The organism is Nocardiopsis sp. MT53 (assembly GCF_019598965.1).
Lineage (GTDB): Bacteria > Actinomycetota > Actinomycetes > Streptosporangiales > Streptosporangiaceae > Nocardiopsis > Nocardiopsis changdeensis.
In genome coordinates this window covers 6,706,575-6,719,059 of sequence record NZ_CP080599.1, presented here as the reverse complement: position 1 = coordinate 6,719,059, position 12,485 = coordinate 6,706,575, and the positions used below count along the sequence as shown (strand labels likewise).

11 protein-coding genes are annotated in these 12,485 nt (G+C 73.4%); 6 read left to right on the top strand and 5 right to left on the bottom strand.

What is annotated here, in order from left to right; genetic code table 11:
• The first annotated feature begins 115 nt into the window (after positions 1 to 115).
• The 5 genes from K1J57_RS29985 to K1J57_RS29965 all read left to right on the top strand — a co-directional run bounded on the left by K1J57_RS29985 (position 116) and on the right by K1J57_RS29965 (position 2,071).
• Complete coding sequence (locus K1J57_RS29985; protein WP_220562051.1) at positions 116 to 301, top strand: DUF397 domain-containing protein; 186 nt, start codon at positions 116 to 118, stop codon at positions 299 to 301.
• A gap of 201 nt (positions 302 to 502) precedes the next feature.
• A complete protein-coding gene (locus K1J57_RS29980) occupies positions 503 to 685 on the top strand; it encodes a DUF397 domain-containing protein (protein ID WP_220562050.1) in 183 nt (60 codons plus the stop codon).
• Between the two features lie 75 nt (positions 686 to 760).
• Positions 761 to 955, top strand: coding sequence for a DUF397 domain-containing protein (locus K1J57_RS29975; RefSeq protein ID WP_220562049.1), 195 nt, complete (start codon positions 761 to 763; stop codon positions 953 to 955).
• A gap of 111 nt (positions 956 to 1,066) precedes the next feature.
• Positions 1,067 to 1,255, top strand: coding sequence for a DUF397 domain-containing protein (locus K1J57_RS29970; RefSeq protein WP_220562048.1), 189 nt, complete (start codon positions 1,067 to 1,069; stop codon positions 1,253 to 1,255).
• Positions 1,256 to 1,546: 291 nt separating this feature from the next.
• Positions 1,547 to 2,071, top strand: coding sequence for a hypothetical protein (locus K1J57_RS29965; protein WP_220562047.1), 525 nt, complete (start codon positions 1,547 to 1,549; stop codon positions 2,069 to 2,071).
• Between the two features lie 75 nt (positions 2,072 to 2,146).
• On the opposite strand, the gene K1J57_RS29960 is transcribed toward K1J57_RS29965, so the two are convergent.
• The 4 genes from K1J57_RS29960 to K1J57_RS29945 all read right to left on the bottom strand — a co-directional run bounded on the left by K1J57_RS29960 (position 2,147) and on the right by K1J57_RS29945 (position 9,436).
• Positions 2,147 to 3,994 (bottom strand): hypothetical protein, encoded by a 1,848-nt coding sequence (locus K1J57_RS29960; RefSeq protein WP_220562046.1) that lies wholly within the window; start codon positions 3,992 to 3,994, stop codon positions 2,147 to 2,149.
• 14 nt (positions 3,995 to 4,008) lie between these two features.
• Positions 4,009 to 6,102 carry a WD40 repeat domain-containing serine/threonine protein kinase gene (locus K1J57_RS34075; RefSeq protein ID WP_220562045.1) on the bottom strand — a complete coding sequence of 698 codons (2,094 nt, stop codon included), beginning with the start codon at positions 6,100 to 6,102 and terminating at the stop codon, positions 4,009 to 4,011.
• A 25-nt stretch (positions 6,103 to 6,127) separates the two neighbouring features.
• Entirely contained in the window at positions 6,128 to 8,218 is a 2,091-nt protein-coding gene (locus tag K1J57_RS29950; protein ID WP_220562044.1) for a WD40 repeat domain-containing serine/threonine protein kinase, read from the bottom strand.
• A 234-nt stretch (positions 8,219 to 8,452) separates the two neighbouring features.
• A complete protein-coding gene (locus tag K1J57_RS29945) occupies positions 8,453 to 9,436 on the bottom strand; it encodes a DMT family transporter (RefSeq protein WP_220562043.1) in 984 nt (327 codons plus the stop codon).
• 44 nt (positions 9,437 to 9,480) lie between these two features.
• On the opposite strand from K1J57_RS29945, the gene K1J57_RS29940 reads away from it, so the two are divergent.
• Entirely contained in the window at positions 9,481 to 10,911 is a 1,431-nt protein-coding gene (locus tag K1J57_RS29940; protein ID WP_220562042.1) for a PLP-dependent aminotransferase family protein, read from the top strand.
• A gap of 33 nt (positions 10,912 to 10,944) precedes the next feature.
• On the opposite strand, the gene K1J57_RS29935 is transcribed toward K1J57_RS29940, so the two are convergent.
• Positions 10,945 to 12,156 carry an MFS transporter gene (locus K1J57_RS29935; protein ID WP_220562041.1) on the bottom strand — a complete coding sequence of 404 codons (1,212 nt, stop codon included), beginning with the start codon at positions 12,154 to 12,156 and terminating at the stop codon, positions 10,945 to 10,947.
• Between the last annotated feature and the right edge of the window lie 329 nt (positions 12,157 to 12,485).

The following is a 12,485-nucleotide window of genomic DNA, read 5'->3' as shown; positions in this document are numbered from 1 at the left end:
CGGGGCTCTCGCCCTACACCGAAGGGGCGGTCTAGGAAGGCACCGGGGCTCGGTGGCCGCATGGGGACAGGCAGGGTGTGAGAAGCCGGCCGCAGGGGATCACGGAGGGGTGATCATGAGCGCTGGCGGTTTTGAGCCGAACTTCCGCAAGTCGAGCTACAGCGACCGAAGCAACTGCGTGGAGGTGGCGGATCTGGGTGGCGAAACGGTCGTCCGTGACTCCCGGAACCCGGACGCGGGACTCTTTCACCTTCCCTCCTCGGAGTGGGTCTCCCTCCTCCGCGCGGCTGCCCGCAGGTAAGGGTGCGGCGGGCCGAAACTCCGGCATGGTCGGGCGGGCACCCCATGCCGTGTACAGAGCCGGGGCTTCCTGCCGACCTGGCCGAAGCCCTGGAACCCATCGTGTTCGTTGAGGCGGATGGAGCTGGTCTGTGCCTGGCTGAACGCCCTCAGGTGGACCGCTGCCGCAGAATCTCCGCCTTGCTCGTGTCTAGGAGCGCCGATGTACTCATCCACCGACCGGCCGGCCTTCCACAAGTCCAGCCACAGCGCTAACGAATCCGCGTGTGTCGAAGTGGCGGAAGGTGCAGAGACCTTGGTCCGCGACTCCAAGCAGCCCGAGCTCGGGCAACTCCCGTTCCCGGCGGCGGAGTGGGCGGCGTTCCTGCGCACGGCAGAGGCGTAGGGCGAAGACAAGAACGGGGCCCTCCGCAGAGGGTCCCGTCGTTCACCTACGGTCCCTGATCGGTTAGGAGCACTGATGTACTCATCCACTGACCAGCTCGTCTTCCGTAAGTCCAGTTACAGCAGCGGACAGGGTCAGGACTGTGTGGAGGTCGCCGACGTGCCCGATGGCGACGCCGCGGTCCGTGACTCCCAGAACCCCGATGCTGGATATTTCCTGCTGACCGGTCGGGAGTGGGGAGCGCTCCTGGGTGTGGTTCGACGCGGTTAGGTGCGGATAGTCGGAGAGGCCTCGGGGGCGGGAAGGCACCGGGGCCTGGTGGCCGCATGGGGACAGACAGGGTGTGAGAAGCCAAGCGCGGGGGACCACTGAGGGGTGACCATGAGTGCTGGCTCCCTCGAGCCGAACTTCCGCAAGTCGTCCTACAGCGCGACCGCGAACGACTGTGTGGAGGTGGCGGATCTGGGCGGCGACACCGCTGTCCGCGACTCGCAGAACCCGGACGCGGGGCTCCTCCGCCTCCCCTCCTCGGAGTGGGTCTTCCTCCTCCGCGCGGCTGCCCCTAGCTAAGGAGCCGGGAACCGGTGACTCCGGCGTGGCCGGCGGGGCTCGCGGTTTGCCGGTTATGGGGGCGTACGGGAGCACATCGCCACCCCTTCAAGGTCAAGCTTGGGTCGGCTTTGGTTCTACCGGCGCGATGTTCAACGCTCTGACCAGCGCAGACGGATGCATGCTGTCCCCGGATAAGCGCCCCGGTCCGCAAGGGCCCGTGCCCCCGGCACCGCTCCCGGAATCGGTGCCGGACCCGGTCCTCGACCGGGCGGACGACTCGCGAGGGCGCTCGAAGCTCAGGGGGACAAGATGTCGCTAAGTGCCGCACGCCTCACCGCCGCCGCGGCGGTCGGGACCGCACTGGCGCTGCTCGCGCCGATGGCCGCGAGCGCTCACAGCACGGTGGAGCAGGACCTCGCCACCGCCAAGAAGGCCACCACCAAGTACCAGGACGAGGCCGAGGCGATCGCCGACGGCTACGTGCCGACCGACCAGTGCGCGCAGAGCCCGGACGGTGCTATGGGCTACCACTACGTCAACCCGTACCTGATCGACCGGAAGCTGGACATCCGCACCCCCGAGGTGCTGGTCTACCAGCCGGACGGGTACGGCGGCCGCAAGCTCGTGGCCCTGGAGTACTACTACGTCGACGCCGACCAGGACGTGGAGACCGACGACGACCGTCCCTCCCTCTTCGGGCACCCGTTCGACGGGCCCGACGAGCCCCAGGAGCCGGGCCTGCCGGTCAACTACACGCTGCACGTGTGGCTGTACCAGCACAACCCGAGCGGCCTGTTCAGCCCCTGGAACCCGGCGGGTTCCTGCGGGTACTGACCGGCGGCCGCACGGCCCGGTGACCGCGGCCCCGGAGCGCCCGCTCCGGGGCCGCCCTGACGCCCCTACAGCCCCTCACAACTCCCCGACGACCTCCCAGGTCTCCGGATCCAGGAGCCGCACCCCCGGCTCCTCCGTTCTCACCGCGACGACCTCGCCGTCCGGGTGCGGGGCCACCAGGAGAGGCACCATCCCCTCCGGGAGGACATCCTCCCCGCTCCGCATATCCCACGCACTCCCGTGGTACTCCACCTTCTCCGGGGTGTTATCGAGCCATGTGGAGTACACCCGGCCGAGCCACGGGTCCACCACGAGTTCGATGACCCTGGGCTCTTCGAGATCCGCGAACCCCTCCATGGTGAACGTGTCGACCTGCGAACCGGTGACGAAGTCCTGGACGATGATCTGGTCTCCGCGCACGTAAGCGATCCTGTCGGTTCCGGCGATCGGGGCGAAGTCCAGTTCCGAGGCCGGACGAACGGTCTGCAGGCGTTCACCCCCGCGCGCGTCCCAGATGGTGATGCTCCAGTCGTCGAAGCTCACCAGCTCCGTCACCGCCAGCCTTTGGTCATCGATGAAGACGGGATTGTTCCCTGGAACGTCGATACTGCTCACGGGCTCTCCCGTCCCTCCGTCGATGACCGATACGGTGTGGTCAGGGCTCCAACCGGTCAGAGCCATCAGCCCGTCAGGGGAGACCGCCAGTTCGCTCACGCCGAGCTCTGCGTTCAGCCCCGTGCCTCTTGCCGGCTCCTTGAGCCGGTGCCGGGTGGTCGTGCCCGCCACCAGGTCGAACACGGCGGCGTTGAGGGGTGGGACCTCCTCTTTCGCATCGGGATCCGGTACGACTGCGGCGACGGTGCAGCCCTGTGGCAGGAAATCGACGGCTCCGGTCTCCGGGGCGCCTTCATGGAACCGGGCGATCTCCCTGCCCTCCGGCCAATCCCAGACACCCACCCCGTCCTGCCACGTGCCGACCGCCAGCAGGTCCCCGTCCGGAGAGAACGCCATGTGGGAGGCGTCCAGTTCCCCGCCGCTTCGCGCTTCGGGAGGAGTGAATCCCTCGGCCTCGGTGCAGTCGGTGACCACGGCCTCCGGTGTACCAGCGGGTTCGGCCGGCTCGCCCCCCGACACCACGAGCGCGGTGGTGGCGGCAGCGGTCACGGCGAGAGCCCCGGCGGCGAGCGGTACCAGGGGGCGCATCCCGTTCCGCTTCCCGTCGGCAGCGTCCTCTTCGCCCTCTTTTCCACGTGGCGCCGACTCCTCCGCTGCGGCCCCCGCGAGCATGTTCGCCAGTTCGCGCGGGTTCGGCCGCAGGTCCGGGTCGGGATGCAGACAACCGTCGATCACCTTCCGGAACCGGAGCGGGGGACCGGCCTCTCCCGCGATGGAGGACATCAGGGCCGCCCAATGCCGTACGGCCCCCTTCTCTCCTTCGGGCGGCTCAGCGAAGACCGGTCCCGCGAACACCGCGCCGCCCGGAGCCGGCAGCACGTCCTCCGCCCGCAGGGGTCCGATCGGCACCGCCACCGCGTGCAGGTCGGCCAGTCCCCTGGCCAGTGCTGTGGCCACGGTGGGGAACCGCTGCGGGGCCAGCGCACCCCCGTTACCCTCGACCAGGTCGGCCAGGGTCTCCTCCCCTGGCCGGACGAAGGCGACCCAGGGGACGGCGCCCCGGGTGTCGGCGTCGGCCACCGCGCACACGTACCGGCTCTTCAGTTTCCGCAGGGCCTCCACCCGGCGGGCGAACTCGGCACGGAACGACGGGTCGGTGGCGCGCGCGGGTTTCAGGAGCACGATGGTCACGGCCGCACGGTCACCGGTTCCGCCCACGTAGCTGCGTGCCGCCCCGTCCTCTCCGAGTCTGCCGAGCAGCGGGTAGGGGCCGATGGAGGGCGGGTCGTGCGGGTGCAGGGGGAGCATGCCGTTCCTTTCCGTCAGCCGAGTTCGGCCAGGACATCCGAGGTCGTGGCATCGACGATGCGGACGGAGGCCGCCTCCGGCGGCAGTACGGCGAGTACGCCCCCCGCCGGGTGGGCGGCAAGGCTCCTGGTGTCCCGCTCACCGGTGCCGGCCACCACTTGCTCTCCGGTGGAGAAGTCCCAGGAGACGGCCCATCCGCTGTCCCCGTTGAGGATGCCCGCCTCGTACACGACGTGGAACAGGTCCGTGCCGGGCACCGCGGTGAGTTCCTTGAACCAATGGGGCGGCTCGCCCTCCGGACGGAGGAGACGGGGTTCGTCCTCCGCCAGGAAGTTCACATGGGCGATCCCCTCCCTGGTGAGGTAGAGCAGATCCCCCTCATCATTGGGTACGGCGATCGAGCCGCGCGCCAACTCGGTGGCCTCCTCCCTGCGGAACACCTCTCGGCCGGTCGCGGTCTCCAACACAACGACGGCATGTTGCAGGTTCAGGGCGAGGTACCTTCCGTCCGGGGAGTAGGCGGGCCAGTGACTCGACTCGGCGAGGACGGTTTCGACCTCACCGGTCTCCAGATCGATCACTCGGGTTCCATGGCTGCTGAAACCCTGGCTGACCGCGATCTTCCCGCTGTCCGGTGAGAACGCGAGCGGGTCGTCGTCGTAGTGATCGATCGTCAGCTCCTCGGCGTACACGGCCCGTTCTCCGGTTCGCAGGTCGAAGACGTGCACCCCGCCTTCCCGGGACGTGTAGGCGAAACGGCACCCGTCCGGGCTCACGGTCGGGGTCCCCGCCAATTCGGGTAGGGAATCACCGGTGAAGGCGACCTCCGTTCCCGCCTCCCAGTCCCACAGGGCGACACCGGTCGGATGCGACACGGCCAGCAGGCCGCCGTCGGCCACGAAGCCGAGTGTGGGGCGGACTGCCAAGTCGAGGTCGTAGGTGTCCTCGCCCGGAACCTCGAACCGGTCCCGGGCGGCCTGTGCGTACTCGGCCGCGAATTCCTCGGGCCGCGAACACGTATCCGCCTCGCCGTCGTCCCCTTCGCCCTGTTGCGCAGTCGCTTCCTCCCGTGGCGGCCCGTTCCCCTCCGCATTCCGCGCCGAACCCGCCCACACCCCCGCGCCCACGGCCAGGACCAGTGCGGCCGCGCCGGCGCCCACCGCCCACGACCGACCACGACGGGAGGGCGCCGACCCGTTCCGCGGGTCCCGGGAGACGTACTCCCGGTGTTCCTCCGCGACCCCCTCCACCTTCCGGGCCACCTCGGCCGGAAGCCAGTCCGGGGCCGAGCCGGCCGGGTCCACCGGCCCGCCCAGCTCCTCCAACACCCCGGCCGCGGTCGGCCGGTCGCCGGGGTCCTTGGCCAGGCACCGGGAGAGCAGTGCACGCAGGTTCCCGGGGACGGAGTCCAGGTCCGGCTCCAGGCGGGTGATGCGGTAGGCCACCGCGGAGGGGTGCCCTTCGCCGAACGGCCCGGTACCGGTGAGCGCGTACACGGCGGTGCCCGCCAGGGAGAAGACGTCCGCAGCGGATGACGCCTCCGCGCCTCCGTACAGTTCGGGTGCGGTGTACCCGGGTGTTCCGGCGACCATCGTCTCCTCGTCCTCGGCGGATTCGGCCTCCTCCAGGGCACGGGAGACCCCGAAGTCGATCACCTGTGGACCGGACGCCGCGACCATGACGTTGCCGGGTTTGAGGTCCCGGTGCACCAGCCCGTTCCCGTGCATGCCCTCCAGTGCGGAGGCGACGGCCCGCAGCAGGAACCGCACCGCCCCCTCGGGGAGCGGTCCGGACTCCCGGACGAGTTCGTGCAGGGTGGGACCGGCCACGTATTCGGTGGCCATCCACGGGATCCGGGCGGCCGGGTCGCTGTCCAGCACACGCGGGGTGAAGGGACCGAGGGTGCGGCCGGCCAGGTCGAGTTCACGGGCGAACCTGGCGCGGAAGCCGGGGTCGTAGGCGAACTCCGCCCGCACCGACTTGACCGCGGCGAGGGTGCCGTCGGCGCCCGTCGCCAGGTAGACGCGGCCCATGCCGCCCGAGCCGAGAACGGCGAGGAGGCGGTACGGGCCGATGTCGCGGGGGTCGTCCGGGGAGAGGTCGTGCATGGGGCCTTCGTTTCAGCGGGGTGTCTCAGTACAGCTCGTCGACGACGGTGAGGTTCTCGCCGTCCAGTACCAGCACCTGGTCCGCCTCCGTGTCGAGCACGGCCAGGAACTCGTCGCGGGGGTGCGGTCCCACCGGTCCGGGCAGCAGGGCGTCGCCGTCGCGGAGGACCTCGCCCGTGCCGGTGTCCCACACGGTCCCGAGCAGGTCGGTGGCACCGAAAGGGTCCTCGACGCCGAGGTACAGCCGTTCCCCGTCGGAGGAGAACACGGGGGAGAGCGCGACTTCGGGGGAGTCCTCGCCGGCGCGGCCCAGGTCTCGGAGGGTGGTCCCGGTCCCCAGGTCCACGAGGCGCACCCGGTCGCCGCCCTCCAGCAGCGCCATCACCGACGGCTCGGCCGGGTGCAGGGCGAACCCCAGGTTCCCCGGGCCCTCGAAGTAGTGGACCCAGTCCCCGGTCTCCACGTCCCACACGGCGACGCCCAGCACGCGCTCGAAGTCGTCGCTGACGGTGCCGACGAGCATCTCGCCGTCGGCGGTGAACTCCAGGTCGAACACGTAGGTGAACGTGTCCGGCCCGAGGAGGGGGACGGTGAGGACGCGTTCGCCCGCCGGGACGTTCCACACGTGGACGACGTGGTCGATGGTGTCCCCGTCGAGTTCGTTGGCGACGACCGCCAGGCGGGTCCCGTCGGGGGACAGCGCCGGCCTGCGGGGATTGGTGCCCTGCTCCTCGTAGACCAGGACGGCCTCCCGGGCCAGGGGGCCGCCGGTGTCCCGGAGGAGTTCGATGCGGTCCTCGTGGTCGGGCCCCGAACCGTCCGCGTGGACCGCCGCGATCGTGCCCTCGGCGTTGATGTCGGTCTCGGACGGCGAGGGGTCCAGGAAGGCCGTCATCTCACCCGCCCGCCAGTCCCATACGGCGAAGTAGAACGAGCCGGTCACGTAGATCCGTTCGCCGTCGGGGGAGAAGGCCACCCCGTCGGCAGAGGACAGGCTCTGTTGGTACTCCTCCGAGGCGAAGGCCGGGTCGGCGGACGGTTCGCCGTCCGCGCCGCCCGTCGTGCCGCCTGCGCCGGCCGACGCTGTGCCGTCGCCCGTGCCGCCGCCCCCTCCGCCTCCGGGCAGAACGGTGAGCGCGTACCCGCCCCCGGCCACCAGCGCCAGTGCGGCGGCCGCCGCCCCCGCCGCCAGCGCGGGCCGCCGCCACCGGGCCCGGTCCGCACGAGCGCGCTCCCCGGCCTCCCGCTCCCGCAGGAGGCGGACGTCCTCGGTGACGGGGCCGGGCAGCCAGGGGTGCCCGGTGTCCGGCATCGGGACGTCGGCCAGTTCGGCCAGGATCCCGGCGATGTCCGGACGGTGCCCGGGGCCCTTGGCCAGGCAGCGGGCGAGCAGGTCGCGCAGCGGGCCCTCCGGGACCGCGCCCAGGTTCGGCGCCTCCTCCAGGATCCGGCGCAGGGTCTCCCGGGGCGGGGCGAAGCCGAAGGGCGGCTCCCCGGAGGCGGCGAACAGCACCGTCCCGGCCAGCGAGAACACGTCGCTCGCCGGGGAGACGTCCCGGCCCCTGATCTGCTCGGGCGAGGTGTAGGCGGGGGTGCCGAAGGTCTGCCCGGTGCGGGTGAGCACCGTGCCCTCCACCGCTCGCGCCAGCCCGAAGTCGATCACCTGCGGCCCGCGCGGCGACAGCAGCACGTTGCCGGGTTTGAGGTCGCGGTGCATCAGCCCGGCCGCGTGCACCGCCTCCAGGGCGCGGGCCAGGCCGGACACCAGCACGGGCAGGGACTCGGCGGGCAGCGGCCCGTGTTCGCGCACCGCCTCCTTGAGGGTGGGGGCGGGCACGTACTCGGCGGCCATCCAGGGGACGGCGGCGTCGGTGTCCGCGTCCACCACGGCCGGGGTGAGGGGGCCGGAGACCCGGCGCGCGGCGCGGACCTCGCGGGCGAACCGGGCCCGGAACTCGGGGTCCTGGGCCAGGTCGTCCTTGACGAGCTTGAGGGCGGCCAGGTCCCCGCCCGGGGTGCGGGCCAGGTAGACCCGGCCCATGCCGCCCGCGCCCAGGCGGGCCAGGATGCGGTGGGGGCCGACGGTGCGCGGGTCGTCGGAGGTGAGGGGGTACACGGGGCGGGGGTTCCTCAGGGCGTCGCGGGACCGGGGCGCCGTACCGGGGGCAGGGGAGGGCTCGGCCAAGATATCTCTCGGACGGCCGTGCGCGGAGCCCGTGGCCGAATGCGGACTCCGTGCCGTGCCGGACTGCGCACCCTCGGTACCGGGCCCCCGATCATCGCGTGGGCCCCGTCCCGGCGGCCCCGGCGGATCAGGCCGCCGTTGCCGCCGCCCGCGGGTTCCGCGGGCTCAGGCCGATGGGGCCGACGTCGCCGCCGGGGCCGCGTTCCGCGGGCTCCGCCGGGGCAGGGGGGCGAAGCCGACCGCGAGCCCGGCGCCGATCACCGCCATGCCGATCCACGCGCCGAGCGAGGGCATGGGGGCGCCCAGGGCGGTGGCGACCAGGGCGGCCGTCGGGGCGGCCGCACCCGCAGCCAGGCTCGCGGCGCCCGCGCCGATGCGCGCCACACCCGTGAACCACAGCACGAACGACAGCGCGGTCGCGACCGCCCCCAGGTAGACCACCGCGCCCAGCACCGCCGGGTCGGCGACCATCGCCCACCCCGCCGGGTTCACGAACAGCGACAGCACCCCGAAGACCAGCGCCGCCGTCACCGTCGTCGCCGCCGTGTACCCCCACGCCCCCATGCGCGGCAGCGCGGGCGCCCCGAACAGCGTGAACCCGGCCTCCAGCGCGATCAGCGCCAGCGCCATCAGCACGCCGATCACGTCCGCGTGCCCCCACCCGGTCACCGCGACCGCGCCGGCGCTGACCACCAGCGCCCCCGCCACGACCCGAGCCGACGGCCGTTCGCCGCGGGTCAGCGGCCCGGCCACCGACAGCACCATGGGGATGCACGCCACCGCCGCCGCGAGCACCGCCGGTTCCGCGTGCGCCGTCCCCACGATCAGGGCCAGGTTGAATCCCACCAGCCCGGAGAGGGCGCCGGCGATCACCCAGAGAACGTCCCGGCCGCGCGGCAGCGGCACCTTCTGGGCGAACAGGCGGGCCAGCGCGACGACCGCCACCGCCGCCACCGCGTACCGGGCCGACTGGACGACGAAGGCGGGCATGTCCGCGGTCGCCCCGATCACGGCGACGCTGCTGCCCATCAGCGCCATCCCGCCCAGGGCGGGCCCCAGCCCCCACAGGGACGGCGGCGCGGGGGCGGCGGACGGAGCGGAGGCCGCGGAGGCGGAAGGGGCGGGGCTCAGGGAAGGTGTCTTTTGCACGCCTCCACTCTGGACCCGGTATGGTCCGACCGACAGGACCAAGCATGAGCGTTCCGACCGGACCAAAGGGGGCGGGGGAGATGGCCCAGGGCTCGGACTTCCTGCAACTGGACGCCTCCGCCGTCCCGCGCGGCGAGCGCACCGAATGGCTCACCGGGGCCCTGCGCTCGGCCGTCGCCTCCGGTGTCCTGCCGCTGGGCACCCGGCTCCCGCCCACCCGCGTGCTGGCCGCCGACCTCGGCGTGGCCCGCGGCACGGTGGTCGAGGCCTACCAGCGCCTCACCGAGGAGGGCCTGCTCACGGCGGCCCGCGGCGCCGGGACCGCCGTGGCGGCCCGCCCCCTGGACGCCCCCGCCGCACGCTCCACCGGCACCTGGGAACCCACCGTCTACGCGCCCGAGACCGTCGACCTCGCCAGCGGCATCCCCGACCTGGCGGCCTTCCCCCGCGCCGCCTGGCTGCGCGCCGAACGCGAGGTCCTGTCCACCGCCACCGCCCGCTCCCTCGGCTACGCCCCGCCCCAGGGCACCCCGGAGCTGCGCACCGAGCTCTCCGCCTGGCTGGCCCGCTCCCGGGGCGTGCGCGCCGCCCCCGGGCAGATCGTGGTCACCGCCGGGGTCACCGGCGCCCTGAGCATCCTGTCCCAGGTCCTGCGCGCCCGCGGCCTGGACACCATGGCCCGCGAGGACCCCGGCGCCGACGGCAACCGCATGATCCTCGGGCACTGGCTGCGCTCCACGGTCCCCGTCCCGGTGGACGGCGACGGCATCGACACCGACGCCCTGGCCGCCACCGACGCCCGCGCCGTCCTGGTCACGCCCGCCCACCAGTTCCCGACCGGCGTGGTCCTGTCGCCGCTGCGCCGCCGCGCGCTGCTGGCCTGGGCGCGCGAGCGCGACGGCCTGGTGATCGAGGACGACTACGACGCCGAGTACCGCTACGACCGCTCACCGGTCGGCGCCCTGCACGGCCTGGACCCGAACCTGGTGGCGCACACCTCCAGCCTGTCCAAGACCCTGGCCCCGGCCCTGCGCGCGGGCTGGCTGGTCCCGCCCCCGCACCTGCTGGAGGACGTGGTCGAGGCGCGCTGGGCCGCCGACCTGGGCTCGCCCTCGCTGCCCCAGCTGGCCCTGGCGCTGCTGCTGCGCGACGGCACCATCGCCCGCCACCTGCGCACGATGCGGGCGCGCCACCGCGCCCGCCGGGACGCCGCCGTGGCGGCGGTCCGCGCCCACCTGCCCGGCTGCACGGTCCTGGGGGTGGCGGCGGGCCTGCACCTGCTGGTGCTGCTGCCCGGGGGAGTGGACGACCGGGAGGCCGCCGCCCGCGCCGAGCGCGCCGGGGTGGCGGTGCAGCCGCTGTCGCGGCACCGCACCGCCCCCGGACCGCCGGGCCTGGTCATCGCCTACGCGGGCCACGGCCCCGCGCGGTTGCGCGAGGCCGTGGCCCGGCTGGGCGCCGCCGTCCGCCTCTGACGGGCGGCCGGGGCCGCGGGTCCGCCGGGCGGCTCAGGAGACCTGCGAGGCCTCCCGGGACGGCTCGGCGGCGGCCTTGGCGGCCTCCGGCTCTCCCGCCCCGGCGCGCCGGTCCAGGAGTCCGGCCGTCAGCGCGATCCCCAGCCCCGTCACTGCCAGGACGGCGCCGATCGCGGCGGGGGAGGACAGCCCCAGCCCCGCGGAGATGCCCACCCCGCCCAGCCAGGCGCCGCCCGCGTTGGCGAGGTTGAACGCCGAGTGGTTGGCCGCCGACGCCAGGGCCGGCGCGGCGCCCGCCTTGTTCATCACGAGCAGCTGCAACGGCGTGGCCACGCCGAACCCGACCGCGCCCAGCACCACCACCGACGCCATCGCGGTCCAGGGGTTGTGCACGGTGAACGTGAAGACCACCAGCACCACGGCCAGCGACCCCAGCGCGCCGTAGATGGTGGGCCGCAGCGCCCGGTCGGCCAGCGGGCCCACGACCAGCGACCCCAGGGTCATGCCGATGCCGAACAGCGCCAGCACCACGGTCACGCCACCGCCGCTCATCCCGGCCAGCTCGGTCATCATCGGCGCGATGTAGCTGTACACGGCGAACACGCCCGCGAACCCGAACACCGCCGACAGCAGCCCCAGCAGCACCTGGGAGTTCCCCAGCGCCCGCACCTCGGGCATCAGCCGCCCGGTGCCGGTGCGCTCCAGCCGGGGCACGAACACGGCGATGCCGACCACGGCCAGCACGGCGATCGCGGTCACCACCAGGAAGGCGGACCGCCAGCCCAGCTCCTGGCCGAGCAGGGTGCCCGCGGGGACGCCGATGATGTTGGCGACGGTCAGGCCCAGGAACATGCGGGCCACCGCGCGCCCCTGCCGGGCGGGCCCGGCCATCTGGGCGGCGGCCAGCGCCCCGGCGCCGAAGAACGCGCCGTGCGGGAGCCCGGCGACCACCCGGGAGGCGAACACGGTCTCGTAGGTGGGGGCCAGCACCGTGGCCAGGTTGCCCACGGCGAACAGGACCATGAACAGGATCAGGACGGTCTTGCGCGGCAGCCGGGTGGCCATCGCGGTGAGCAGCGGGGCGCCGACGACGACGCCGAGGGCGTAGGCGGAGATGAGGTACCCGGCGTGGGAGATGCTCACGCCGAGCCCGTCGGCGACCTCCGGCAGCAGGCCCATGATGACGAACTCGGTGGTTCCGATGGCGAAAGCGCCCAGGGCGAGGGCGAGCAGGGCCAAGGGCATGGCGGACCTCTCTGAACGGCTGTGGAGTGGACCGGGGGGTGAGGTCGGTGTGCGGGGGTGCGGGCTCCGTTGCCCGGGGCGTCGGATGTCCGGACATCCGGCGACACTGGCACAACCGGGGCCGGGGGTGGTCTACTTCCCGGTAACCGCCGGCCACCGGGTGTGATGTCCGACTCGCCCGCCGACCTGCGGCGCGGCGGGCCGGTGCGCCGCCCGGCGGCCGGGCCGCGCGGCCCCCGGGAAAGGGGGCGGCCCGCCGGTGGGGAAGACCGGCGGGCCGCGCGATTCAACGGGGGTCACGGGTGCGCCCCGGAACGGCCCGGGGCGCG